This window comes from Bacillus sp. C-3-6, assembly GCF_054509685.1.
In genome coordinates, this window is sequence record NZ_CM137247.1 from 4501326 (window position 1) to 4524903 (window position 23578).

General features: G+C 36.2%; 24 protein-coding genes and 1 riboswitch. Of the genes, 11 read left to right on the plus strand and 13 right to left on the minus strand.

Annotated features, from left to right (window positions below):
- Positions 1 to 52: 52 nt before the first annotated feature.
- The 4 genes from ACW0JX_RS23150 (at position 53) to ACW0JX_RS23165 (ending at position 3846) form a co-directional block, all read left to right on the plus strand.
- On the plus strand, positions 53 to 1012 hold the full coding sequence (locus ACW0JX_RS23150) for a TIGR01212 family radical SAM protein (RefSeq protein ID WP_000868033.1): 960 nt from the start codon (positions 53 to 55) through the stop codon (positions 1010 to 1012).
- Positions 1009 to 1581, plus strand: a complete 573-nt coding sequence (locus tag ACW0JX_RS23155; protein WP_000764489.1) for a class I SAM-dependent methyltransferase — start codon at positions 1009 to 1011, stop codon at positions 1579 to 1581. The genes ACW0JX_RS23150 and ACW0JX_RS23155 overlap by 4 nt, the downstream gene beginning before the upstream one ends.
- A gap of 169 nt (positions 1582 to 1750) precedes the next feature.
- On the plus strand, positions 1751 to 2413 hold the full coding sequence (locus ACW0JX_RS23160) for an aspartate/glutamate racemase family protein (protein ID WP_459245100.1): 663 nt from the start codon (positions 1751 to 1753) through the stop codon (positions 2411 to 2413).
- Positions 2414 to 2544: 131 nt separating this feature from the next.
- Positions 2545 to 3846 (plus strand): PepSY-associated TM helix domain-containing protein, encoded by a 1302-nt coding sequence (locus ACW0JX_RS23165; RefSeq protein ID WP_422422972.1) that lies wholly within the window; start codon positions 2545 to 2547, stop codon positions 3844 to 3846.
- A gap of 37 nt (positions 3847 to 3883) precedes the next feature.
- On the opposite strand, the gene ACW0JX_RS23170 is transcribed toward ACW0JX_RS23165, so the two are convergent.
- Together ACW0JX_RS23170 and ACW0JX_RS23175 are read right to left on the minus strand one after the other, a co-directional pair.
- On the minus strand, positions 3884 to 4948 hold the full coding sequence (locus ACW0JX_RS23170) for a tetraprenyl-beta-curcumene synthase family protein (protein WP_459245101.1): 1065 nt from the start codon (positions 4946 to 4948) through the stop codon (positions 3884 to 3886).
- A 40-nt stretch (positions 4949 to 4988) separates the two neighbouring features.
- A complete protein-coding gene (locus ACW0JX_RS23175) occupies positions 4989 to 5792 on the minus strand; it encodes an alpha/beta hydrolase (protein WP_459245102.1) in 804 nt (267 codons plus the stop codon).
- A 74-nt stretch (positions 5793 to 5866) separates the two neighbouring features.
- Between ACW0JX_RS23175 and ACW0JX_RS23180 the strand changes: the two genes are divergently transcribed.
- From ACW0JX_RS23180 to ACW0JX_RS23190, 3 genes are all read left to right on the plus strand, one after another.
- The gene (locus ACW0JX_RS23180) at positions 5867 to 6379 is read left to right on the plus strand and encodes a gamma carbonic anhydrase (RefSeq protein WP_440029868.1); all 513 of its coding nucleotides are present in this window, start codon (positions 5867 to 5869) and stop codon (positions 6377 to 6379) included.
- Positions 6380 to 6523: 144 nt separating this feature from the next.
- The gene (locus ACW0JX_RS23185; RefSeq protein WP_459245103.1) at positions 6524 to 7057 is read left to right on the plus strand and encodes a phosphatase PAP2 family protein; all 534 of its coding nucleotides are present in this window, start codon (positions 6524 to 6526) and stop codon (positions 7055 to 7057) included.
- A 12-nt stretch (positions 7058 to 7069) separates the two neighbouring features.
- The gene (locus tag ACW0JX_RS23190) at positions 7070 to 8212 is read left to right on the plus strand and encodes a glycosyltransferase (RefSeq protein ID WP_168410135.1); all 1143 of its coding nucleotides are present in this window, start codon (positions 7070 to 7072) and stop codon (positions 8210 to 8212) included.
- Between the two features lie 279 nt (positions 8213 to 8491).
- Here the strand turns inward: ACW0JX_RS23190 and ACW0JX_RS23195 are convergent, their stop codons facing one another.
- Entirely contained in the window at positions 8492 to 9094 is a 603-nt protein-coding gene (locus ACW0JX_RS23195) for a molybdenum cofactor guanylyltransferase (RefSeq protein WP_089171868.1), read from the minus strand.
- Entirely contained in the window at positions 9091 to 9600 is a 510-nt protein-coding gene (locus ACW0JX_RS23200; protein ID WP_000117130.1) for a MogA/MoaB family molybdenum cofactor biosynthesis protein, read from the minus strand. The genes ACW0JX_RS23195 and ACW0JX_RS23200 overlap by 4 nt, the downstream gene beginning before the upstream one ends.
- A gap of 236 nt (positions 9601 to 9836) precedes the next feature.
- Here ACW0JX_RS23200 and ACW0JX_RS23205 point away from each other — a divergent pair, with 236 nt between their 5' ends.
- Complete coding sequence (locus tag ACW0JX_RS23205; RefSeq protein WP_000424797.1) at positions 9837 to 10016, plus strand: hypothetical protein; 180 nt, start codon at positions 9837 to 9839, stop codon at positions 10014 to 10016.
- Positions 10017 to 10212: 196 nt separating this feature from the next.
- On the opposite strand, the gene metK is transcribed toward ACW0JX_RS23205, so the two are convergent.
- A complete protein-coding gene (gene metK / locus ACW0JX_RS23210; protein WP_000163117.1) occupies positions 10213 to 11412 on the minus strand; it encodes a methionine adenosyltransferase in 1200 nt (399 codons plus the stop codon).
- Positions 11413 to 11581: 169 nt separating this feature from the next.
- Positions 11582 to 11703: riboswitch (SAM riboswitch) on the minus strand.
- A gap of 228 nt (positions 11704 to 11931) precedes the next feature.
- On the opposite strand from metK, the gene pckA reads away from it, so the two are divergent.
- The gene (gene pckA, locus ACW0JX_RS23215; RefSeq protein WP_053563510.1) at positions 11932 to 13518 is read left to right on the plus strand and encodes a phosphoenolpyruvate carboxykinase (ATP); all 1587 of its coding nucleotides are present in this window, start codon (positions 11932 to 11934) and stop codon (positions 13516 to 13518) included.
- A gap of 359 nt (positions 13519 to 13877) precedes the next feature.
- On the opposite strand, the gene ACW0JX_RS23220 is transcribed toward pckA, so the two are convergent.
- Positions 13878 to 14261: an ATP synthase subunit I gene (locus ACW0JX_RS23220; RefSeq protein WP_000624926.1), complete on the minus strand. Its 384-nt coding sequence runs from the start codon at positions 14259 to 14261 to the stop codon at positions 13878 to 13880.
- A 279-nt stretch (positions 14262 to 14540) separates the two neighbouring features.
- On the opposite strand from ACW0JX_RS23220, the gene ACW0JX_RS23225 reads away from it, so the two are divergent.
- Entirely contained in the window at positions 14541 to 14762 is a 222-nt protein-coding gene (locus ACW0JX_RS23225; protein ID WP_000639042.1) for a hypothetical protein, read from the plus strand.
- A gap of 28 nt (positions 14763 to 14790) precedes the next feature.
- On the opposite strand, the gene ACW0JX_RS23230 is transcribed toward ACW0JX_RS23225, so the two are convergent.
- Together ACW0JX_RS23230 and ACW0JX_RS23235 are read right to left on the minus strand one after the other, a co-directional pair.
- Positions 14791 to 15696 (minus strand): DMT family transporter, encoded by a 906-nt coding sequence (locus ACW0JX_RS23230; RefSeq protein WP_053563509.1) that lies wholly within the window; start codon positions 15694 to 15696, stop codon positions 14791 to 14793.
- A gap of 240 nt (positions 15697 to 15936) precedes the next feature.
- Positions 15937 to 16260 carry an iron-sulfur cluster biosynthesis family protein gene (locus tag ACW0JX_RS23235; RefSeq protein ID WP_000289570.1) on the minus strand — a complete coding sequence of 108 codons (324 nt, stop codon included), beginning with the start codon at positions 16258 to 16260 and terminating at the stop codon, positions 15937 to 15939.
- A gap of 374 nt (positions 16261 to 16634) precedes the next feature.
- Between ACW0JX_RS23235 and ACW0JX_RS23240 the strand changes: the two genes are divergently transcribed.
- Positions 16635 to 17555 (plus strand): Nif3-like dinuclear metal center hexameric protein, encoded by a 921-nt coding sequence (locus ACW0JX_RS23240; protein ID WP_095690110.1) that lies wholly within the window; start codon positions 16635 to 16637, stop codon positions 17553 to 17555.
- Positions 17556 to 17938: 383 nt separating this feature from the next.
- Here the strand turns inward: ACW0JX_RS23240 and ACW0JX_RS23245 are convergent, their stop codons facing one another.
- The 5 genes from ACW0JX_RS23245 to ACW0JX_RS23265 all read right to left on the minus strand — a co-directional run bounded on the left by ACW0JX_RS23245 (position 17939) and on the right by ACW0JX_RS23265 (position 23564).
- Positions 17939 to 18955, minus strand: a complete 1017-nt coding sequence (locus ACW0JX_RS23245) for a DUF916 and DUF3324 domain-containing protein (RefSeq protein WP_095690109.1) — start codon at positions 18953 to 18955, stop codon at positions 17939 to 17941.
- Between the two features lie 109 nt (positions 18956 to 19064).
- Positions 19065 to 19790: a WxL domain-containing protein gene (locus ACW0JX_RS23250; protein WP_000761506.1), complete on the minus strand. Its 726-nt coding sequence runs from the start codon at positions 19788 to 19790 to the stop codon at positions 19065 to 19067.
- Positions 19791 to 19856: 66 nt separating this feature from the next.
- Positions 19857 to 20585, minus strand: a complete 729-nt coding sequence (locus tag ACW0JX_RS23255; protein WP_000761531.1) for a WxL domain-containing protein — start codon at positions 20583 to 20585, stop codon at positions 19857 to 19859.
- A gap of 36 nt (positions 20586 to 20621) precedes the next feature.
- Positions 20622 to 20939, minus strand: a complete 318-nt coding sequence (locus ACW0JX_RS23260) for a hypothetical protein (protein ID WP_000724871.1) — start codon at positions 20937 to 20939, stop codon at positions 20622 to 20624.
- A 39-nt stretch (positions 20940 to 20978) separates the two neighbouring features.
- On the minus strand, positions 20979 to 23564 hold the full coding sequence (locus ACW0JX_RS23265) for a WxL domain-containing protein (protein WP_459245104.1): 2586 nt from the start codon (positions 23562 to 23564) through the stop codon (positions 20979 to 20981).
- Between the last annotated feature and the right edge of the window lie 14 nt (positions 23565 to 23578).

A 23578-nucleotide genomic window follows, 5' to 3' on the forward strand; every position in this document is an offset into this window, starting at 1 on the left:
GTATGTTATAATGGATTTTGTGTTATTTTGACTCGGCTTAGGAGGGAAAGTAATGAAGGTTCAAAACCCTTTTCCATATACAAACGACAATAAACGTTATCATACATGGAATTATCATTTACGAAATGAATTTGGTGAAAAAATCTTTAAAGTTTCATTAGATGCTGGCTTCGATTGCCCGAACCGTGACGGTACAGTTGCTTATGGCGGTTGTACATTTTGCAGTGCTGCTGGATCTGGTGACTTCGCTGGCGATCGCCGCGATGATGTTATAACGCAATATCATGAAATGAAAGAAAAAATGCGCTCAAAGTGGAAAGATGGAAAATGTATCGCTTATTTCCAGGCTTACACAAATACACATGCACCACTTGAAGTGTTAAAAGAAAAATTCGAACCGCTTCTAGCAGAAAAAGACGTTGTCGGTCTTTCTATCGCAACTCGTCCGGATTGTTTACCAGACGATGTTGTTGAATATTTAGCGGACTTAAATAAACGCACTTATCTTTGGGTTGAACTCGGACTACAAACTGTTCATGAACGCACTGCAAACCTTATTAATCGCGCTCATGATTACCCATCTTACGTGGAAGGTGTAAATAAATTACGTAAGCACGGCATTAGAGTTTGCTCTCATATTATTAACGGTCTTCCTCTTGAAGATTACGACATGATGATGGAAACAGCTCGTGAAGTAGCGAAGCTTGACGTACAAGGAATTAAAATCCACTTACTTCACTTATTAAAAGGAACGCCAATGGTGAAGCAATATGAAAAAGGACAACTCGAGTTCCTTTCTCTTGAGGATTACGTAAGTCTCGTTGTTGACCAACTTGAAATTATTCCAGAAGACGTAATTGTGCACCGTATCACAGGTGACGGTCCACCTGATTTAATGATTGGCCCAATGTGGAGCTTAAATAAATGGGAAGTATTAAATTCCATCGATGCAGAATTTGTGCGCCGCGGAAGCTGGCAAGGAAAATATGCAAATGAGGAGAAACAAAAATGAAATTAGAACGTGTATTACCGTTTGCTCGCACTCTCTTGCAAACAGCAGTAAAAGAAGGCGATTACGCTGTAGATGCAACTTTAGGAAACGGCCATGACACTTGCTTCCTAGCTGAAATCGTTGGAGATAACGGAAAAGTATTTGGATTTGATATTCAAAAAGAGGCAATTGAAAGCTCAACAACTCGTCTAAAAGAAAAAGAGCTTTTTGAACGTACTGTTTTAGTTCACGATAGTCACGATACGCTTCTATCCGTATTACCGGAAGATGCAAAAGGAAAAGTAACAGGCGCAATTTTCAACTTAGGTTACCTTCCAGGCGGAGACAAGCATATCGTTACAAAACCGAACTCAACAATCTCAGCGATCGAACAATTATTAGAAGTAATGGCACCTGAAGGTATCATCGTCCTTGTTATTTACCACGGACACCCAGAAGGACAAGTAGAACGCGACGCTGTTCTCAAATTTGCCGAAGAACTAGACCAAAAACAAGCACACGTACTGCGATACGGCTTCATTAATCAACAAAATAACCCGCCATTTATTGTGGCGATTGAGAAGCGATAATATATCAACGATTTTTTCGATATATCTATCATAACTTACAATATATCAACGATTTCTCGGATATATCGATTGTTCGACAAAACATAACAAAAAAAGACGTGCATTCACTGCACGTCTTTTTTTATTCTCCTATATAATGGATATATACATTCTTAAAGGAGACAAACCAATGATCGGAATACTAGCAGGAATGGGGCCAAAATCAACTGGTCCATTCGTCGATACAGTTGTAGCAAGGTGCCAAACAATATACGGAGCAAAACATGATATGGACTTTCCTCATATGATGATTTATTCGTGCCCAACACCGTTTTACATGGATCGTCCTATTGATCACGAGACGATGAAAAAAGCGATTATTGAAGGGGCACAAAAACTTGAAAGTACTGGCGTAGACTTTATCGCTATGCCGTGCAATACAGCGCATCTTTATTTTGAAGAATTACAGCGTTCGCTTTCTATCCCGATTTTAAATATAGTCGATGAAACGTTACAAGCAATTCCTGAAAATACAAAAAGAGTTGCTCTTCTCGCAACAGAAGCGACAATTCAAGCCGGTATTTACCAAGACGGGATTGTAAAACGTAATATAGAGTATATTCATCATGAAAAATGGCAGGAAATGATTAATCAAATCATTACTTATATTAAATCTGGGGAGGTTGAAGAAGCTCGCGAATTATGGAATGCGCTCGTTTTACAGTTGGAAGATGAAGTAGATACTGCAATTATCGCATGTACCGATTTGAATGTGGTGGCGAGTGAGGATTTTGTTGATTCTGCTCAATGTCTTGCTGAAGCGGTTGTTGAAATGTATTTATCAAATAAGTAGAAACATTTATAAACGTTGAAAACCCTAAAAACTTTTAACTTTCTTCACAATTCTTTCAAAGTAATCACACTTAATCTCGCTATATTAAATAAGTAGTTATTCATATAGGGAAGGTTAGGGGAACTGAAAGTATGAAACAAAATCGTTCGCTTCATTACATTTTTTGGCGTTGGCATTTTTATGCTGGACTTTTTATTACGCCGCTTCTTATTACGTTGTCACTGAGCGGAATTGGGTATTTATTTCGGGAGGAAGTTGAAGATTTCATCTATAAAGATTTATATTTTGGGAAGAGTGCTCAAACAGAATCTATTTCGATGTCTGATTCTATTTCCTTAACAGAGAAAAAATATCCACATTATAGCGTGGCGAAAATTAGTGAGTTTAATGGGGATTATAATACGAGACTTACAATTGCAAATGAGTATACTGGGCAACAAAAATATGTGTATTTAGATAGTAATAATCAAATTGTTGGGGATCAAAACGCAAGTGAAACGTTTGCCAATATAATGAGGGAATTACATAGTTCTCTTTTAGTTGGTGGCACTGTCGTCAACTATACTGTAGAACTTGCAGCATGCTGGACAATCTTTTTAATCGTAACCGGATTGTACATGAGTATACGCCAATTCAAAAACACACCATCATCCAATAAGCGAGAAAAAGCAAAAAGACGTCATTCTATTATCGGTATTATATTTACAATTCCTCTCTTTCTGCTAATCGCATCTGGATTGCCATGGTCAGGATTTATGGGGAACCAAATTTATAAAATTGCATCTTCTAATGAATCACTCGGATATCCAAAATTGTACATGGCACCGCCTGAATCAAAGGTAAAAGAATTGCCGTGGGCAACAAGAAAAGAAGCTCCTCCTGAATCGAATTCAAATGAACCGAAAGCAATTTCTGTCGATGAATTACAAAAAGGAATTGAAATAAAGAAGCCATATGTTATTTCACTACCAGCTGATCCGAAAGGTGTATTCACTGTTTCGAAATCGAGCGGTTCTGGTATTACAGGGATGCATGTTGCACCAAGTGAAGAGATAACAGCTTACTTTGATCAATATAGCGGGGAACTCATTTCAAAAACGGACTATCGTGATTATGGATTACTTGCACAATGGTTCACTTACGGCATCCCACTTCACGAAGGACATTTATTCGGATGGCCAAATAAAATATTATGCTTACTAACAACATTATCTCTATTACTTCTTATTTATTACGGAGTAAAAATGTGGTTAGCAAGAAAGCCAAAAGGAAAATTAGCAGCACCTCCAAAGCAAAGAGATAAGAAAAGCGTACTCGTTTTCTTTATCATGATGATTATACTAGGCGCTGTCATGCCTTTATTCGGACTATCTGTTTTAGTTATTTTTGCGATTGAACTTCTCATATATGTATTTTCAAAAATACGATCATAATAAAAAGAAAACCACTCTACATGAGTGGTTTTCTTCATCACTGCGCCATTTTCTTTCGGTACATCTTCCCGTTCCAATAGAAGAATCGTGAAGTAAGCCCTCCGTATTTTACAATGCGCCGTGCCATTTTGTGCATATTCTTTTGTGCTGATACTTTTTGGTCTGATAAATAAATACCAAGCAATCCTCGGCTTATAAGACGATGAAACTTCGCATGAGGCAAATCACCAATGCTCTTCTCTGCTTCTTCTACAAAGTGTTTCATACGATCTAATATAGCTTGCTCGTTTTCATAATAACTACAGAAATTCAAATCTCCGCCTATGCGGTCTTCTTCTTGATCGATGAAATAATCAAGTAAAATGTGAAGTCCTTGTACGTAAGGGAAGTACCCTTGTCTAATTTTCGCAATATCTTCATCATGTAATTCATCATGAAATGCATATGCTACAAGGCAGAAAATTCCAAGCGTAGAACCGGCACATGCTGAAAATTCAAACCAGCTCATCTCAGGTAAGTTTTCTTTATGTGCTTCAAACCAAATTTTCAGGCGCGGCTCTCTTTCTTCTAACTTCACGTGTTTATGAATTTGCAAATCACAATAATAACAAGCCAGTTCATGAAGAACAGGAGCAATTTTGTCATAGTGCTTCGTTTTCTTTAAAACATCTTGGCATGTTTCAACAAGTTCATCTAAATAACCACCATCATCTTGATCATCACGATAACGATAATAATTACCGCCACCTTCCACTTCAGGTGATAGTGCCATTAACATTGATTCATGTAGCGCGGCAAAATCATTCGGATCAAGTGATGTACTGCGATCACATAAATTATCTAAATAGTCACTGATTGTTTGATACGCTACGATAAAACGAATACATTCCTCTCGGTGTTCATTTGCTAGCAGCGATAAAATGCCACCACCCTCACAATGAAACGTTTTATGCTCAATACTTGCGATTGCCTGACTATGAAGCTCATCATTCGGAATATGGTAGGCACGCTCTTTCCACATCGCTAGCTCATGGTGTACAACCGGAAACACATCACGGTATACTTTCGCCATGAGCGTTATGGGATTACTCGGTACGTTCACTTCTTCCTTCATCTCCTCTATTAAATGTACAAATAATGATTTATTTGTTTGTTTTTACTATATTATTGACATGCATTTCAGTAAATGACTGAATATAACTCAAAATTTCATCACGCTCATACTCATTTAATAACTCGTGATAACAATTCGGCCATTCTTTAAAAGCCTTATCACTTATTTTAACATTATCAAACCAAGTGCGGACACGTGTTTTATCTACAAGTTTATCCTCACAAGCTTGCATTAGCAAGAGCGGAACATCTGGAAAATCATCTATTTTTTTATGAGCAATTTCGATAGACTTAATCAATTCACTATACCAACGTACTGATACTTTGCGCAAGAACAAAGAATCATTCTCCATTGCATCTCTCACTTCATGGTTACGTGTTGACATTTCCACCGTAAGATTCGTTGCAAATTGCAATTTTGGAGCCACAATATTTAATATTTTTGAAGCAAATTGCAGCGGAGCAGAGGGTCCAGTCACTACCCCTAAACAAGGCGAACTTAAAATAATACCCTCGACATCTTCTCTCTTCGTTTCTTGCATCATACGAATGACAATAAGACCACCCATACTATGACCGAATAGAAAAATAGGTAATCTATACTTTCTTGCTTCTTTCACCCATAATTTAACTTCCTCTATGTATTCATCAAATGAATCAATATGTCCTCTATTTCTTGAAGTCGTTCCATGTGACGGAAGGTCCCCCATCACGACGTGGTAGCCGATATGATTCCACATTTCCGCAACGGCTTCGTAACGTCCGTGATATTCCATTGCGCCGTGCACAATAACAATGACAGCTTTCGCTTCCTCTGCTTCATAATTCCACATACGGACCTCCTCCATTTCACTCTTTCTCATAATTTGATACACTAAAACTAGTCTCTAGGAAAGGAAGACTTTACATGATATATCCTTACAAAGAAAAAAATCCGAAAATTGCGAGTAGTGCTTTTATCGCTGACTATGTTACGATTACAGGCGATGTTTCCGTTGGAGAGGAATCAAGTATTTGGTTTAATACGGTCATCCGTGGTGATGTGTCACCAACAATCATTGGAGACCGAGTAAATGTACAAGACCAATGTACCCTCCACCAAAGCCCTCAGTATCCTCTTATTTTAGAAGATGATGTTACAGTTGGGCATCAAGTTATTTTACATAGCTGTCATATTAAAAAAGATGCTTTAATTGGAATGGGATCCATTATATTAGATGGTGCTGAAATCGGCGAAGGAGCTTTTATCGGCGCTGGAAGCCTCGTTTCACAAGGAAAGAAAATTCCACCAAACACGTTAGCTTTCGGTCGCCCCGCGAAAGTCATTCGTGAATTAACAGAAGCAGACCGTAAAGATATGGAGCGTATTCGTACGCAGTATGTTGAAAAAGGTCAATATTATAAATCACTACAAAAATGATTTTACTGCTGCCATAATACTGGCAGCTTTTTTTATATAAAAACTAACTTTTTCTTTACAAAACATTATTACTCCCTCAACAAAATCTTATTAAAATAAAAGCTAATATCTCCATATATATGTAAACGAGGGAGGAGAATTTTCATGAAGGTCAGTGGATTATATAAAATAGAATGTTACATTTTTAAAGGAATTAATCGCTACTTTGATCAAAAAACATTAAATATCTTTTTCAGCAATATTACCCATATCGGGGGTGCTACTTTCTCCATTGCACTTACACTTTTCTTTTTAATTTTTGCAAAAGGGACTTTACACCAAGCGGCAATCGCTGATGCTATTTCTTTAGCAATTAGCCATATTCCTGTACAAATATTAAAAAGGTGGTATCCACGAAAACGTCCGTATTTAACAATTCAGGATGCGAAATATCCAGTCCATCCATTAAAAGACCACTCTTTCCCGTCTGGTCATACAACAGCCGTTTTCTCTGTCTTCATTCCATTTATTTGCTATAATCCAAGCTTACTTGCTTTCCTATTACCGTTAGCATTATGCGTCGGTATTTCTCGTATTTATTTAGGGCTTCACTATCCGTCAGATGTGTTCGTCGGCATGTGCCTTGGCACTTGCTCTGGCATCATCTCTTTTTATCAATTCATCCCACTTTTCACATAAAGGAGTGATATGATGAGAGTCGCCATTTTTACCGATACTTTTACGCCACAAGTTAACGGGGTTACGAAAACGTTAGAACGATTAACAAGTTACTTTCAGAAAGAACAGATCGCCTATTCTGTTTTCGCCCCTCAACATACAGCTGAAGATAATTTCGTGGCTAATGTGAACAAGATGAGAAGTATCCCGTTAACAATATTATATCCAGAATGTCGCTTTTCTTTTCCTACTCCGCGTATTAAACGGGAACTTCATTCCTTTAAACCTGACATTATTCACATTGCCACACCTTTCAACATGGGACTTTGTGGACTGTATTACGCAAAAAAATTAAACATCCCAGTTGTCGGTTCTTATCATACTGATTTCGATGCGTATTTACGCTATTACAAAATTGAATTTCTCTCCAATATGCTTTGGAACTATTTAAAATGGTTTCATAGTCATATGCAAAAAAATTTCGTTCCCTCCCCTGAAACATTACATCAATTAAAAAATAAAGGCTTTCAGGCCCTCTCCATTTGGGCACGTGGTGTAGATTGCACACTCTTTCATCCAGCTTACAATACAGACCTATTCCGAAAAAAATATAATATTACAGCGAAGTATGTTCTTTCCTATGTAGGACGAATTGCTCCTGAAAAAGATATTGATACGTTGCAAAACCTTATCGTTAAAACATCGCATACTCGAAACGACATTCATTGGCTCATCGCAGGAGACGGCCCTCTAGCAACAAATTTGCGTGAAGCTGTTCCGCAAACAAATGTCACTTTTACTGGCTATTTACAAGGCGGGGATTTAGCTGAAGCATATGCTTGTTCTAACATAATGGTATTTCCATCAGCTACTGAAACATTCGGAAATGTCGTACTTGAATCACTCGCATGCGGTACACCTGTTATTGGTGCAAATAGTGGCGGGGTTAAAAATATTATTACAGATGGAAAAAACGGAATTCTTTGTCCCCCTAAAAATGTGGATGCATTTCTATCATCCATTTATTCTTTATTGCAAAATGAAGAAAAACTTGAGCAAATGGGAATAGCAGCTTCATCTTTTGCGAAATCAAAAAGCTGGGATGAGATCTTTCGCGGCTTACTTAACCAGTATGAAGAAGTCATTCAGCATACCGCATCAGAGTTACTTGCTTGAACAGAAAAACTCCCTTCAAAAAACGAAGGGAGTTTATTACACACTTGTAAATTTTAGTTGAATGAATGATACATAAGGTGAAATATCATTTATTTCCATATTCATTATAGCAAAAATAAACATAACTAAACAGACTTGTAATAAAAACCCATAAAAATTAATATATGGTTATACAGTGTTTTTGCTGTATAATGATTTTAAGAATTCCCCTTAAAATCAACTTACTCACATACCTTTATACAGCAATTGTTCCCCAATTCTGTATATCAAAAAAACCTTTCATTCATTTGAAAGGTCTTTTTGAGCCTGCACATATTCTTCTTTCGTATTTACATTTATAAACCAACCCGCATTCACTTGTACATCTTCTCCAGAAACATACTTCACATTACATTGTGATAAAAGCTGCCCCATACTTCTTTTTTCTTCCTGAAGTAAAGCATAAATCTTTTCTTTCACGCGGTTATGATACGCTGCAAGTAGCGGCTGTTTTCTTCCATTAATAATAGGTACAACCGCATCATATTCATTGCTCGTTTGCTCCAGTAAAATGGTAAACCATTCATGCGAAACATTTGGCGCATCGCAAGGCATAATAGCGTACCAATCTGCTTCTATGTATTCCATTCCTGATACAATGCCGGCAAGCGGCCCATTTCCTTTATAGTGCGGAATATCTTCTATAACAGGAACTTGTACGAATTGCTCTACTCGCTCTTTTATATCAGAATGACTAATGACTACCACTTCTTGGAGCGCACTTGTCATCTCTTTCAAAATATGCTCAATAAAAGTACTATCTTGCCAGCTCGCTAACGCTTTTGGCTCACCAAATCTACTCGACATACCGCCCGCTAATACAATTCCAGCCCACTTACTCATTGGCGATGCAGCTCAAATGTAATATGGCCTAATTCCGGTAAAATTAATTTATTCATCGCAAGACGAACCGCTCCGCTCGACCCTGGCATCGAGAAAACTACTTTGCGTCCAATTGTACCGCCAATTGCTCTACTTAACATTGCGCTGCTTCCGATATCTTCTAAATAACTAATCATGCGGAACAGCTCACCAAACCCGACAATCTCTTTATCTAATAGAGCTGACACTGCTTCAATTGTTACATCACGCTTCGTAATACCAGTACCGCCATTTGTTAATACAACATCTACATCTTCCTTATGATAACCAGCTAACACTGCTTGCTGAATACTTTCTTTATCATCTTTTACAATTTCATAAGAGGTTACTGTATGGCCCGCTTCTTTTAACAATTCATGTAATAGTTGTCCGCTCTTATCCGTTTCTTCCGTACGTGTATCGGAAATCGTAACAATCTTGCAACGCACTTCTTTTGGAGCTTGTTTTTTATGTTCAGTTACACTCATTTTTTATCTTTCCTTTCTTAAAGACTTTTCTTCATTTTATCATACATATCTTTACACAATTATGTATGAAGCCAATAATGCGCCATGATACAATATAAGTATACTAACCCACAAAAAGGAAAGTGCACTTTCTTATACTCCTAGACTACACATCTTTAGCTACTCTTTATATTTTCTACATAATAGAATTCAATTTTAAAACTTGTACTAAAAAATAAATTGGAGGTCTACATAGTATGGAACTTTATAAAAAATTAACAACAACATTCATCCTCTTATTCATCGCTTCAATCACTGTCGGCTTTTCCTTAAAAGGTGCAATTCCATACGCTACATTAGTAAGCATTATATTCGCGACACTATTTTTACTAAGCAGTGCCTTTTGCGCAGGTAAAGCACGTCAAATGAAAGGTTGATTGCATATGTTCCAGTAAAAAACCACCCTTTGTAAATCATGTAAAAAGGAAATACAAACGTATGAAAAGGCATGACTAATACGAAAAAGTATATTGAGCTAGAAGGCGAAGTATATTGCAAATCATGCATTCAAATTGTAAGTAAAACGAAATAAAAAAAGCTTTGCGCTCACCGCGCAAAGCTTTTTTTCATATATTATAGACCAGCTTGCTCTTTTAAAGCTGCAGCTTTGTCTGTACGTTCCCATGAAAGATCTACATCAGTACGTCCGAAGTGGCCGTAAGCTGCTGTTTGTTTGTAAATTGGGCGACGTAAGTCTAGCATTTTAATAATACCAGCTGGGCGAAGATCGAAGTTGTTACGAACTAGTTCTACTAGTACGTCTTCAGATACTTTACCTGTGCCGAATGTATCAACTGAAATTGATACTGGTTGTGCTACACCGATTGCGTATGCAAGTTGTACTTCTGCTTTGTCAGCAAGACCAGCTGCTACGATGTTTTTCGCAACATAACGAGCTGCATATGCTGCAGAACGGTCAACTTTTGTTGCATCTTTACCAGAGAATGCACCGCCGCCATGGCGAGCGTATCCACCGTAAGTATCAACGATGATTTTACGTCCTGTTAAACCAGCATCACCTTGTGGTCCACCAATTACGAAGCGGCCAGTTGGATTAATAAAGAATTTCGTTTCTCCATCCATTAATTCTGCTGGTACTACAGCTTTAATTACGTGCTCTTTTAAGTCGCGATCGATTTCTTCCCATGTAACATCTGGGTGATGTTGTGTAGAAATTACGATAGTATCAACACGTACTGGTTTACCATTTTCATCATACTCAACTGTAACTTGCGTTTTTCCATCTGGACGTAAGTATGATAATGTATCATCTTTACGTACTTCAGTTAAACGGCGAGCTAATTTGTGAGCAAGCGAGATTGGAAGTGGCATTAACTCTTGTGTTTCATTACATGCGAAACCAAACATTAAACCTTGGTCTCCTGCACCAATTGCCTCAATCTCAGCGTCAGTCATTTGACCTTCGCGTGCTTCTAGCGCTTGGTCAACACCCATAGCGATGTCAGCAGACTGCTCATCGATAGATGTTAAAACAGCACAAGTTTCTGCATCGAATCCGTATTTTGCGCGTGTGTAACCAATGCCTTGAATTGTTTCACGAACGATTTTTGGAATATCTACGTAAGTAGAAGTCGTAATTTCCCCCGCTACCAATACTAAACCAGTTGTTACAGTTGTTTCACAAGCTACACGTGCATTTGCGTCTTTTGATAAGATCGCATCTAAAATTGAATCAGAAATTTGGTCACAAATTTTATCTGGATGTCCTTCAGTTACAGACTCAGATGTGAACAGATGACGTTTTTTTGTCATGTGGTAAACCTCCCTACAGTAATTGTATATATTGTACGGAACTCATCCTTAATTTGCCACAAACTGCGACATACATTTATTCTCCCACACAAGCATACAGAAAAACCTTTCCTACTTTACATAGAGGAAAGGTTTAATTTGCTACTTGCATACTGCTTTTTGCCCTTCGCTCTTATCGTTCGAGACCTGTAGCCTCGCACAGGTTTTAGCACCTATTCACCTGCATTTATCAATACAAGTGAGGTTGCTGGGCTTCATCGGGCCTGTCCCTCCGCCAGCTCGGGATAAGAGAGTATCCGTCCCAACCTATACTAAAGAAATGATATTCATTTGTCAATTAATATTCACATTTTCCTGAAAGTTTTTCTCAATACGCCTGAAATGAAATATTAATAGGGAAATAATGCATTCACACAAACAAAAAGAAATAAATAGTATACATTATTTATATAATTGTGTTATACTCTTGTTGGGGATTACGAGAAATATTTCATTAAATGAAAAGGATGGTATATAAATATGAGTACTGTGAATGTCCAAATTGGTTTACACGAATTATTGAACGGAAGCAATGCACAGATTCAACTAAGTGTTCCGCAATTAGTGGAAAAAGTATTAATGCGAAATGAAGGGAAATTAACTTCGACTGGTGCCGTTTCTGCTTCAACTGGAAAATATACAGGACGTTCTCCTAAAGATAAATTTATTGTGAAAGAAGCATCGGTTGCTGACAAAATTGCTTGGGGAGCTGTGAACCAACCGATTTCTGAAGAACATTTTAATAAATTATATACTAAAGTTTTAGAATACTTAAAAGAAAAAGAAGAGTTATTCGTCTTCAAAGGATTTGCAGGCGCTGACCGCAATTACCGCCTACCAATTCAAGTTATTAACGAATATGCATGGCACAATTTATTTGTACATCAATTATTCATTCGTCCAACTGAAGAAGAATTAACAACTCATGAATCAGAGTTCACAATTGTTTCTGCACCGAATTTCAAAGCTGATCCAGCTGTTGACGGTACAAACTCTGAGGCATTCATTATGGTTTCATTCGAAAAACGTATCGTACTAATTGGTGGTACAGAATACGCTGGAGAAATGAAAAAATCAATCTTCTCTATTATGAACTTCTTATTACCTGAACAAGATATCCTTTCTATGCATTGCTCTGCAAACGTAGGTGAAGAAGGCGACGTAGCACTATTCTTCGGTTTATCTGGAACAGGTAAAACAACATTATCTGCTGATCCAAACCGTAAATTAATCGGTGATGATGAGCACGGTTGGTCTGATAACGGTGTATTCAATATTGAAGGCGGTTGCTATGCAAAATGTGTAAACCTTTCTCACGAGAAAGAACCACAAATTTTCGATGCAATCAAATTTGGATCTGTTTTAGAAAACGTTATCATTAATGACCAAACGCGTATCGCCGACTACAACGATACTACTTTAACAGAAAATACTCGTGCTGCATACCCTATGCATGCGATCGACAATATCGTACTGCCAAGTGTTGCTGGACACCCAAATACAATTATTTTCTTAACTGCTGATGCATCTGGCGTATTGCCTCCAATCAGTAAGTTATCAAAAGAGCAAGCTATGTATCATTTCTTAAGTGGTTACACTAGTAAACTAGCAGGAACAGAGCGCGGCGTTACATCTCCGCAAGCTACATTCTCAACTTGCTTCGGTTCACCATTCTTACCACTTGATGCATCTCGCTACGCTGAAATGCTTGGTGAAAAAATCGAGAAACACGATGCGAAAGTATTCCTAGTAAACACTGGCTGGACTGGCGGCGAGTACGGAGTTGGTAAACGTATGAACCTAGGTTATACTCGTGCAATGATTCAAGCAGCATTAAGCGGCGAACTTGCAAAAACTGAAACAGCTAAACATGACATCTTCGGTCTTGAAGTTCCACTTCACGTACCAGGTGTACCTGACGAAGTGTTAATGCCTGAACAAACTTGGGCTGATAAAGCTGCTTACAAAGCAAAAGCAATCGAGCTTGCAAATGAATTCAAAGAGAACTTCAAAAAGTTCGAAAGCGTTTCTGAAGATATTATTAACTTAGGCGGTCCAATCGCTTAAATTAAAACTTTCTGTTGGAATAACCCTTTACTCATATGAATAAGTGTCGTGTAACCGTAAAGTTTCGCGTACTCACCGACAAAACCCAATGCGGCTTAACGGTTACACACACTTACATAAAAAAGAAGCTTACGTGAAAACGTAAGCTTCTTTCTATATCTTATATAAAGTGAAATGCTAATCTCTTCATCTGTGACCTAGATTATAAAATTACAGCTTCGAATATATACATTATATCCCTACTCGCTACATCTCTCGGGTTTCACATCGTATGGGGTTAAAAAAGGCCCTGACCGCTTCTATTCGTGGCTGGATCATCTATTCCATCTAAAAAGAAGTCTTTTATCTTTTTATCTCTTTTAGCTCTTTGTTAGTTCTTTCTCATCTTTCATGCTATAGTATCCTAAATTCACAACGATTAAGAAATAACCACCCATAATCCCTACTGCAAATGCCCACATAACCATGTGGTGCTCAATTTCGTACATAATAATAGCACCCAAAATGGCAGCTGCAAAACGGTTAAACATACCGAGTGTCGGTGCTTTCGTCTTCTTTACAATACTATCTCCAAGCTTCTCAATTCTTCTCCCTAAAAGCCAAACGCAATACATACTTACAATAAGCCCAATTCCAGCGCCTAAAAAGTGTGCTGAAAACGGTGTTAACATCCAACCTAGTAACAAAATACCTAGTATATAATACGATTGGATTTTAAATGATCTTAGTGACATACTAATCATGCTGTACCTCTCTTCATTCGTTCTTATCTATCCGACAAAAAAATTCTTTCAAATTCATATTCTTTACATCCATTTCACTCAAATTAAAAACAACATAAACAGTATGTTTATGTTGTTTAAATGTTTTTAGAAAATAATATTATACAAGATTTCAAACATTATATTCTCATATTTTGTGACGGTTTTTCAAACTTTTTTCGTCCATTTATGAAAAAAATGATATCAATCTATGAACATACGGATATGATGTAATAAGCACACAAATAAAGGGGGCGTCTAATGATTTATTTTTTAATGGCTCTCATTCACCTCATTATCCCTGCACTTATCGGACTTTCATTGTATTGGTACACGAAAAACCATAGCATTTTTTACGCTGTCCTCGGTGTTCTTCTTCCAGGTATTATTCTTATTACACTCTTCCGTATTCCATTTTTAAACTTAATCCCACTTATTACTGCTATCTTATTTCTCATCTTCTTACCAAAAATAAAAAAATAGGAAAGCAGATCATAGGTGATCTGTTTTCCTATTTTGATATAGGTTCCCCTGCAATAGAATGAACTTTTACTTTCTCCGATTTCACAAACCATAGACCGACAAAAATGATAATTCCACCGATGATCTGTTGAAACGATACATATTCATTTGCCCAGACAGCTGCAAATAAAACAGCTACAAGCGGCGTTATATACATATATACCATCGTATGTGACGCCCCAATTTTTTGAACACCAACATACCACATTACTAGACCAAATACTGTGACAAAGAAAATAGAATATAGTAAAGCAAATTGTGTCATTCCGTGAGTAATGTGAAATGGCATGACAAACACATGCGGACCACTTAACAATAATAGCGGAATCGCACCCACTAATGCAGACCATGCTGTAACACGTAATGCTGAATATTTTTTAATTAATGGTCCTGCTAAAACAGGATAAAGCCCCCAGCATATTGATGTAATAAGTCCAATTCCATTGCCATAAAAAGAACTAGTAAGTGAATGTCCTGCTACTAAAACTAATGCTGCACCAACAAAAGCAATCATAGAACCGATTAACTTTCGAGAAGAAAAATTTTCTTGTTTCAGAAAAATCGCAAATACAGTTGTAAAAATAGGTGAAATAGAAATGAGTAAAGAGGCATTTGTAGCGGATGTATATTTGACAGTTTCCATAAATAACGTTTGATACAGTACAATACCTACAACGCTAACAATGATTAATCTAGGTATATCCTTTCGCTCCATATAAACCGACTTTTCAATAAAAAAGGTAAGAAGTAACAGGAGCGGTGCCGCCGCCATCATACGAAGTGCAGTAAATTCAATTGCTGTAAATTCTAAAAATCCATACTTTGCAATCGTATAGTTAATCCCCCAAATAATAACAACACTTAAAATTAATAACTCAATTCCCCATCTTCTCATGCGTATCCCCTCCGCAAATAAGATTATACAGAAAATTCAATCACATGTACATTTCATTATGTGAAAAAACCTTTTTACTATTGGGACGTTTTGGTAAATGAAATTATATCGGCGATTTTCTGAATATATCAGCGCAACTCCATTTATATCAGCGATTTTTTCAATATATCGACAATAATAGCGACTTATAAAATAAAAAAATGTGAGTCCAAAATACATTTTGGACTCACATTTCCTTTACTATACTCGAACGTGTAATTTCATATTTGGATTATAAAACTGGCTTGGGCTCTTCAACTGAAAAGTTCCTCCACCTTCATGCCAATCAACCGTTAACTTATCATCCATAAATACAAGCTTTGTACGATCAGCGATAAAATTCATTGTGCTTGATTCAATATCCACATCGCGCTCATCTTTCTCTGCTACAGCTACTAAATCGATGATTCCGCTCATAACACAACCGCAACCCTCATTATCGTAAAATAACTTTATATATTTCGCTTCACTTGGAATCGTATCCATAATCTTTTTATATGCTGCTTCTGTTACAGTAACGTACATATGTTAATCTTCATCCTCTCTTCTCTTATCATTCATATATTGTATCACCATTTTTCTTAAAAGTTATATACAGAAAATTAAGACTAATATACAATATATGTGATAAAGTTTCAGCAATCGAGCTTTTATGAGTAGTTCATGCAGGAGAAAGGATGTTTACTATCTGTGTTCAAACTACAACGCTATCCTATGTTATTAGGTCTATTTAGTATTTTCTTCATTTCTAGCGGAATGCTATTACAGCATGTACTTCCCTATTCTCCTTCTATTAGCTGGATTCTAGGTTTTATTTGTTTCCTATCCGCTTCTTATTTTGCTACGAAGAATATAAACAACTCATAAAGCAAGAATCATCTTAAGGAGGATTTTTAAACATGCCAGCCTTAAAAAAAATAGAGCAATCACTCGATCACTTATTTCAAATTGAAAAATACGGAAAAGATAGCGCCTTTAGTCGATTTATCCCAGCCGTATATGATCCTATCAAATTTCCTTGGCAACAATTTTTCGAAGCAAATTTTGTAGATTTATTTAACGGCCTTATGATGCACGGATCTGAAAATGTAAACAAAGTATTTTTAGCTGTATTCCCTACAGATGACGTTCTTGAAACATTCATTTCACAATCCACACCCGGTGATTTACTCTTTATGCACCATCCCCTTGTAATGGAGTGCGGTGATCCAATTGGAAGATCAGGCCGCGGTTTCATACCAATTCCTGAAAAATATTTGCAAGGAATAAAAGAAAAACAACTTTCTATATATACATGTCACGTACCAATGGATTTTCATCAAACACATGGAACGAGTATTTCAATTGCAAAAGCATTAAACGCTACTGTAGTGGACGACTTTGCATATGGAGGTCCAGAACAAGAACCAATTGGCCTTATTTGTGAAATAGATGAAACATCAACAGAAGCACTCCAAAAACATCTAAAACAACTCTTCCAGATTCCTTACACAGACTTCGAAGGTAAACGACATGATTCCATCAAAAAAATCGCAATTATCGCTGGATGTGGCGATGTTGTATCTTTAATGAAGGAAGCAGAAGAAAAAGGTGCTGAAGCATATATTACAGGAGAAATCCATTGCCATATCGACAATGATTACGGCCGACATAAATACTCTCTCATTATGGATTATGTAAAAGAAACGAATATGTCTCTAATTGGGGTATCACACTCTGCCTCTGAATATTTAGTGAAAGAGACATTGATGTATGATTGGTTTAAAGAGAATTTTGATGTGGATGTTATTTTGCTTCCGCAGGAGAAATGGTGGCTCTAACACTATCATTTTTTTAATTTATATACACAATACAACCGACCACAAAAAAATAGATAAATGAGAAAGCACATGTACCTACGTAAATGCTTTCGTTGTGCCGAAAAATGAACCTACTAGTAGCACCGACTTTACTGGTGCTACCAGTATTACAGTTGGAAACCTATTTTTGTGAGAGGATACAACCGCTCTTTATATTCATACTGCAAGTGCTGTATATTCTGTTTTTCTAATTACTAACATATAGCAATTCATTTCATAAAAAAAGACCCGAGATTCGGGTCAACAAATAGAAATATAAATGAACTACAACAAATAACAGACAAAGCCATTATATATTTTTCGTAGTAAAACATCCATTAATTTCTTTTTACACTATCAATATATTATTTTTCGTTATCGTCCTCTTTTTTAGAACGTCTACCTAAGAAGAATACAAGAACTAATAATATAATTAACAGTAGTACTCCGCCGATAATGTAATATAGTGTGTAGTCTTTTTTCGCTTCTACCGCTGTATCATTTAACTTATCAGCTGTCTTTCCTTCAATTGTAAATTTCTTCGTCCATTCCCATTTTTGATCGCCATCAGTGGCTTTCACTTCTACTCGGTACGTTCCTGGATCAAATGCTTTGTTTTCCCAGCTAATAGCGTAATCAAAGTTTGAGTTTGGCGCCATTCTTAAATTTTCTTTTTTCGCTTCAAATAAAATGTCTGTACCTTTTTCTTTATATACCTTTGCATCAACACTTAAATTTTTTAACATTGCTGGCTTTACGTTTTGTAAATTTGCAGTAACAACGTTACGCCCGTTAATTTGTGTTGGCTTTACTTCGTTTAATTTCATGTCTGGTTTTACTTCAGCATCTGTTTCTTTTAAAACAACACCAATTGCGTATGCATATTTATTTTCAATTTGCACACCTTCATCTTTTTTCTTTGCATTCTCATCTTCTTTTTCTTTAAAGTATAAACCACCTAAAATAACACCATCAAACGACTCATTTGGCATTTCTAGGTTTATATCAACTGTCACTATGCTGTTAGCTGGGACTTTCGTTTCTTTTGGCATTTTAGCAATTTTAGAAAACGGATATTTCAAAGTAGAATCCGTTTTTGGTTCTACTGTACTATAATCTGTAATACCATTGCTATTCGTAATTGCTGTATTAGCAAACGATTCTACCACAACTTCTTTATTCGTATCATTTTTCATTTGGACTTGAATTGTTTGCTTTTGTCCAGGTTGCATTTTCAAATCAAAATACGTTTGATTTTTATCAATTTGATTTTCTGGTATAACTGCTGTCACAGCGAATTTCATTTCAGCTGCATATACTGAAAAAGCGTTTACCATGAAGAATGTAATTAATAGTAAGCTAGTAAATAGTTTTTTTACCATCTCTTATGTAATCCCCTTCATATCCATTTTATAGACAAGAAAGAGACAAGGTTAAAGCCATTCCCTTATCTCTTCTCATTTTCCTCTTTTATCTTAAAATTCCTCTTACTTACATAGGAGCGTCTGTTAGTTCCCAAGTTAGTGAAGTTGTGTATTGTGTTTGTTCTTTTTTCGTTTTACCTGGTACAGATAACTCTACGCTTTGTTTCGCTTCTGTTGCATCTTTACCAAACGTATTTACCCATGTACCCATACCTTGGTTTTCTTTTGCATCGATTAAATCAGATGCTGCACCACTTGGATTTAATGTGATAGATTGTTCTGCTGTTGGTGCGTCGCTACCTGCATTTGATTTCAAAGCTGAATTTTTTAATGTTAATGCCGCGCCATCCAACGCTTTATCATCTGCAGTTTTGAATTGACCATTTTGTTTTACTGTTAAATGCCATCCAGCATTTGTACCACGATTATCTGTTACTTGAACGTAGTTCGGCACGTCAATTACAGAACCGTCTACTTTTTTCTTTACTTTATCTAATTCTGCAAAGTAGATTTCGTTATTCCCTGATGCTTTTTGTGTTTTAAAGTTGAAGTTAGATACATAATCAATACTTAGTGGACCATCTGTACCTTTTTTATCTGGATCAACTGGATCTACAGTTTCATCTGGATTCTCTGGATTAACAACATCAATTTTATCTGTATTTTTCTCGAATTTAATGAATGCTTTTGAGTCTAATTTCCCGCCATCTTTCTCAGCTGCAAATGCAGACGTTCCTACTGATACTGATGATAATGTTACCGCTCCAATTAATGCTATTTTTGCTAGTTTCATAGTTTTATACCCCTTTATGATTATTTTTAAAATTCAGTCATTCTTAATTTTAAATCTTGTATAAGCTTAGTTTGGTGTATCTTCTAAAGTCCAAGTTAACTCAGCTGAATATTTCGCACCTTTTTCTTTCGCTGTCGTACCTGGTACGAATAAGCTCACACTCTTTTTACCTTGTTCTGTTCCTTTACCGAATGCAGTCGTCCAATCACCCATACCTTTATTCTTTGCGGCAGTAGTAATTTCCACCGCATCTCCACCTGGAGCTAGCGTTACTTTATTTTTAAATGTTGTAGGTGCATATTGTGCATCAGTTACAGAATTTACAGCTGGGTTACTTAAGCTTAAAGCTGCATTTGTTAACTCACTATTACCACTTTTAAATTGTGCATTTTGCTTTACTTTCAATTTCCATCCTGCATTTGTACCACGGTTATCTGTTACAGATACGAAGTTAGGTACTTCAACTGTTTTGCTCCCTTGTTTCACTTTATCCAATTTTGCAAAGTACGTTTGATCATTACCAGAGATAACTTGCTCGCCGAAGTGTAAGTTAGAAACGTAGTTAATACTTAATGGACCTTTTGTTCCTATTTCATGGTCACCAGGGTTCTCTGGTGTAACTTTTTCATTTGGATTTTCTGGATTGTTTGGATCTGTTGTGCTTGTATCTTCAATAAACGTTACATCTGTTTTTGATTTCATATTTGCTTTCTCTTCCGCAAATGCTGAAGTTCCTACTGCTGCAACTGATGTTAATGATACTGCACCGATTAATGCTAATTTTGCTAGTTTCATATGTACCTTCCCCTTTTCTCTGTTTTCATCTATTTTTTATTTTGAATACACTTGCTTTCCCCTAATTCTTTTGAATACATATAGAGATAAAACAATCGAAAACAATCCTATATATTGTTTGAAGTCCCGTGTCTGGCCTCCTGTTTTCGGTAAATATTTATCTCCATTTTTATTTTTATCAACTGTCTCTTTTTTTGTATTTATCTTTGTCGGATCAGTTGATGTATTTGGTGTATAGCTATTCGAAAATGTAATACCCGCTTTTGAATTCGTACTTGTAGCCGTTACTACATTTGCCATAAGAAACGGCACACATATAACTGTGGAAACGATAATACCAACTATTTTTTTCATTACTCTCTCCTTTCTAAAATTTATATATTTCATATATTTTTAGAGAGGAGCATCGGTTAATGTCCATTCTAGCTGTCCAGCATATTTAGTATTTGCTTTGACATTCGGCCCTGGTTTTACTTGTAAATGAATTCCTTCGTTTTCCTTCCAATTTAGTGAAACCTCCTCGTCGTTTTTAGAAATATACGAGAATGCTTCTATACTAGAGGTACTTAAAGGTGTATCCTTTCCATTTCGTTTGTAAATCAATGCTCCTGTCAATGTGTCATTTTGTGCTGAAGTTAATGGTGTGATTTCCTTTACATATACACTCCATTTTTGCTTTTTAACACGATCATCGGTTACCTTTAAAGGATTTGAAATCGTCTTCGGTGCGTATGTCGTTGTTTTCGATGGAATTGTTAAATCTCCAAATGTAATTTCTTTTGGTACGTCTACTAACTTTAAAGTCCCATCAACGACAGTAACCGGCACTTGAATCTCCGCTTGTACACCTTGCTTCGTTTCAATTACAACCGTTACAGTATGATTCCCTATTGTTTTGGTATCTGGAATATTGATTAACTTCACTACTGATATTGGTTTATCTACATCCAAATTCGTATCTACAGATAAATCTGTCACAAATTTAGAAATATCCATTTTTGTTAAATCTGTTCCTTGCACTACTTTTTGTGGGACTGGTTTCCCAGTTGGAATACCTTTATACCTTATTTTTGCGATTCCATCTCGATTACTATCTTGTCCATTCTTATCGCCATCTAAATAATTTTTAGCTGACACCGGTATTTCAAGATAACCATCTTTGTAATATTTCATTACATTAGCACCTTTTACAGGAGAACCTGTAATTGTCATTTCATAAATTTTCCCGTTGAATTCTTCTGTTTTTAGCGCATTTACTTTCGCAACCGCAGTGACTTTATTGTTTGTCCTGCTAATATCAAAGAAGCTACTTACATCATCTCCACTCTCCACATCTTGAATGGAAACATCATTCACAGTAAAATCCTTATTCACTTCACTTTCTAATACAAAAGATTTCGCATAGTGAATCTCTTTCGATTGAGCAGGCATATTTTGATATACCTTATAAGAAAGTTGACGGGAATTATCTTCCACAATATCTCCTATTACACTTGGAGCTGGAATTTCAATTTGTGCAATCGCTAATTGGTCGTATGATACATTAACACCTGAAGCATTTAATCTAACTTCTAGCGGTAATTCTGTTAAATTATCAAATGTAATTGTCATATCTGCTTCTGGAGTAGCTACTGGACCTGCTGTTCCAGAAAACTCGATTTTATTATTCCCTTTGTCTTGATACCTAATTGAACTCGTATCATACACGTATAAATTCGTTAAATGACTACCATCATTACGTAACGTTACATTTTTATAACTATTTATCCTTTTGAAATTCCACATTGCCGTTAATGGTACTTTTTTACTTGTTCCGTGTTCATAAAATTCAAAGGAAGCATTATAAGTTTGTCCTGACCTTCCGTTCCCATATAATTGTAAAAAGTTTTTTGCATCACCTTTAGTTATTGGTGTTTTAACATCTACAGATGAAGCTGTCATAGAGTGAATATTAATACGGACATCAATCCATTTCCCTTGATATTCACCAGCTTTTTTTACTAATACGTACTGTTCTCTATTTGAATTTCTAAATGTATATTGACTTTGACCAGTTCTGTCATTGCTACTACCCTTTACCTCATATGTTACTTGTGGGCTCCAAACAAATCTAAAAGCATATTTACCCGAGATAGAAGGCCCTTCACCTGTTCTATTATTTATTACCTTTACATTTGGATATTTAAGAATACTTGTAACAGGACTAGCAGCTAGTAGAGATTTGCTCTTTAATACCTTCTCAGCTTGAATAGCAGGTAATTCCTGATTATTTTCGTTTATCCTATTGCTCTCTTTTAATTCATTTTCCTTTGGTATGAGTTCTTCATTAACCTTTTCTTTCGCTAAAGTCTTCGTTTCTTTTGGAACTTCAGCATTAGTAGAATTTATTTCTTGTTTTTTATTTTCTTCCGATACTTTCACTTTTTCACTTATTTCTTTTTTCATAACTTCCTCTGAAGCCTTTGGATTTTCATCAGAAATGTCTACATTTAAAGCCTCTTTTTTCTCTACAACATGTAGAGAAGGAGATTCAATTTTCTTTTCATTCCCTTCAAACTTCACTATCGGTTCAAATTTGTACTCTCCAGCTTTTTTCATTTGAATGACTACATATACGTCACCGATAAAATTACTTTGTTCATTCTTTTCAATTTTTACAATGTGATCTTCTGTTACTGAAATGTTTTGAATCGCTTTATTGTTTTCGTTCATTTTTTTCGTTTCTGCTTCATTGAACAGCTGTTCATTAGATAATTTCAGCTCGATATTAGCATCTTGTTTATTTGTATTTGTAATCTTTAATACTACATTTTCATCAACTTTTATTTCTTCTTTATCCATATGAACGATAAAACGTCCTTGCTCGTCGTTTGTAACCGCATAAACTTTCGTTGCAGAGTAATCTAGCACACCAACTTGCGTAAATAATATTCCTCCAGCGAGAAGTATACGCCCAAATTTACCTATTTGATTTTGCAATGTACTTCCCTCCC

Coding starts and splice junctions, on each gene's coding strand:
- metK (WP_000163117.1), bottom strand. CDS start 11,412: ATGACAAAAAAACGTCATCTGTTCACATCTGAGTCTGTAACTGAAGGA.
- ACW0JX_RS23235 (WP_000289570.1), bottom strand. CDS start 16,260: ATGTACGTTACTGTAACAGAAGCAGCATATAAAAAGATTATGGATACG.
- ACW0JX_RS23230 (WP_053563509.1), bottom strand. CDS start 15,696: ATGAGAAGATGGGGAATTGAGTTATTAATTTTAAGTGTTGTTATTATT.
- ACW0JX_RS23245 (WP_095690109.1), bottom strand. CDS start 18,955: ATGGTAAAAAAACTATTTACTAGCTTACTATTAATTACATTCTTCATG.
- ACW0JX_RS23240 (WP_095690110.1), top strand. CDS start 16,635: ATGCCAGCCTTAAAAAAAATAGAGCAATCACTCGATCACTTATTTCAA.
- ACW0JX_RS23175 (WP_459245102.1), bottom strand. CDS start 5,792: ATGTGGAATTATGAAGCAGAGGAAGCGAAAGCTGTCATTGTTATTGTG.
- ACW0JX_RS23225 (WP_000639042.1), top strand. CDS start 14,541: ATGATTTATTTTTTAATGGCTCTCATTCACCTCATTATCCCTGCACTT.
- pckA (WP_053563510.1), top strand. CDS start 11,932: ATGAGTACTGTGAATGTCCAAATTGGTTTACACGAATTATTGAACGGA.
- ACW0JX_RS23255 (WP_000761531.1), bottom strand. CDS start 20,585: ATGAAACTAGCAAAATTAGCATTAATCGGTGCAGTATCATTAACATCA.
- ACW0JX_RS23250 (WP_000761506.1), bottom strand. CDS start 19,790: ATGAAACTAGCAAAAATAGCATTAATTGGAGCGGTAACATTATCATCA.
- ACW0JX_RS23190 (WP_168410135.1), top strand. CDS start 7,070: ATGAGAGTCGCCATTTTTACCGATACTTTTACGCCACAAGTTAACGGG.
- ACW0JX_RS23260 (WP_000724871.1), bottom strand. CDS start 20,939: ATGAAAAAAATAGTTGGTATTATCGTTTCCACAGTTATATGTGTGCCG.
- ACW0JX_RS23165 (WP_422422972.1), top strand. CDS start 2,545: ATGAAACAAAATCGTTCGCTTCATTACATTTTTTGGCGTTGGCATTTT.
- ACW0JX_RS23205 (WP_000424797.1), top strand. CDS start 9,837: ATGGAACTTTATAAAAAATTAACAACAACATTCATCCTCTTATTCATC.
- ACW0JX_RS23195 (WP_089171868.1), bottom strand. CDS start 9,094: ATGAGTAAGTGGGCTGGAATTGTATTAGCGGGCGGTATGTCGAGTAGA.
- ACW0JX_RS23200 (WP_000117130.1), bottom strand. CDS start 9,600: ATGAGTGTAACTGAACATAAAAAACAAGCTCCAAAAGAAGTGCGTTGC.
- ACW0JX_RS23220 (WP_000624926.1), bottom strand. CDS start 14,261: ATGATTAGTATGTCACTAAGATCATTTAAAATCCAATCGTATTATATA.
- ACW0JX_RS23180 (WP_440029868.1), top strand. CDS start 5,867: ATGATATATCCTTACAAAGAAAAAAATCCGAAAATTGCGAGTAGTGCT.
- ACW0JX_RS23185 (WP_459245103.1), top strand. CDS start 6,524: ATGAAGGTCAGTGGATTATATAAAATAGAATGTTACATTTTTAAAGGA.
- ACW0JX_RS23160 (WP_459245100.1), top strand. CDS start 1,751: ATGATCGGAATACTAGCAGGAATGGGGCCAAAATCAACTGGTCCATTC.
- ACW0JX_RS23155 (WP_000764489.1), top strand. CDS start 1,009: ATGAAATTAGAACGTGTATTACCGTTTGCTCGCACTCTCTTGCAAACA.
- ACW0JX_RS23150 (WP_000868033.1), top strand. CDS start 53: ATGAAGGTTCAAAACCCTTTTCCATATACAAACGACAATAAACGTTAT.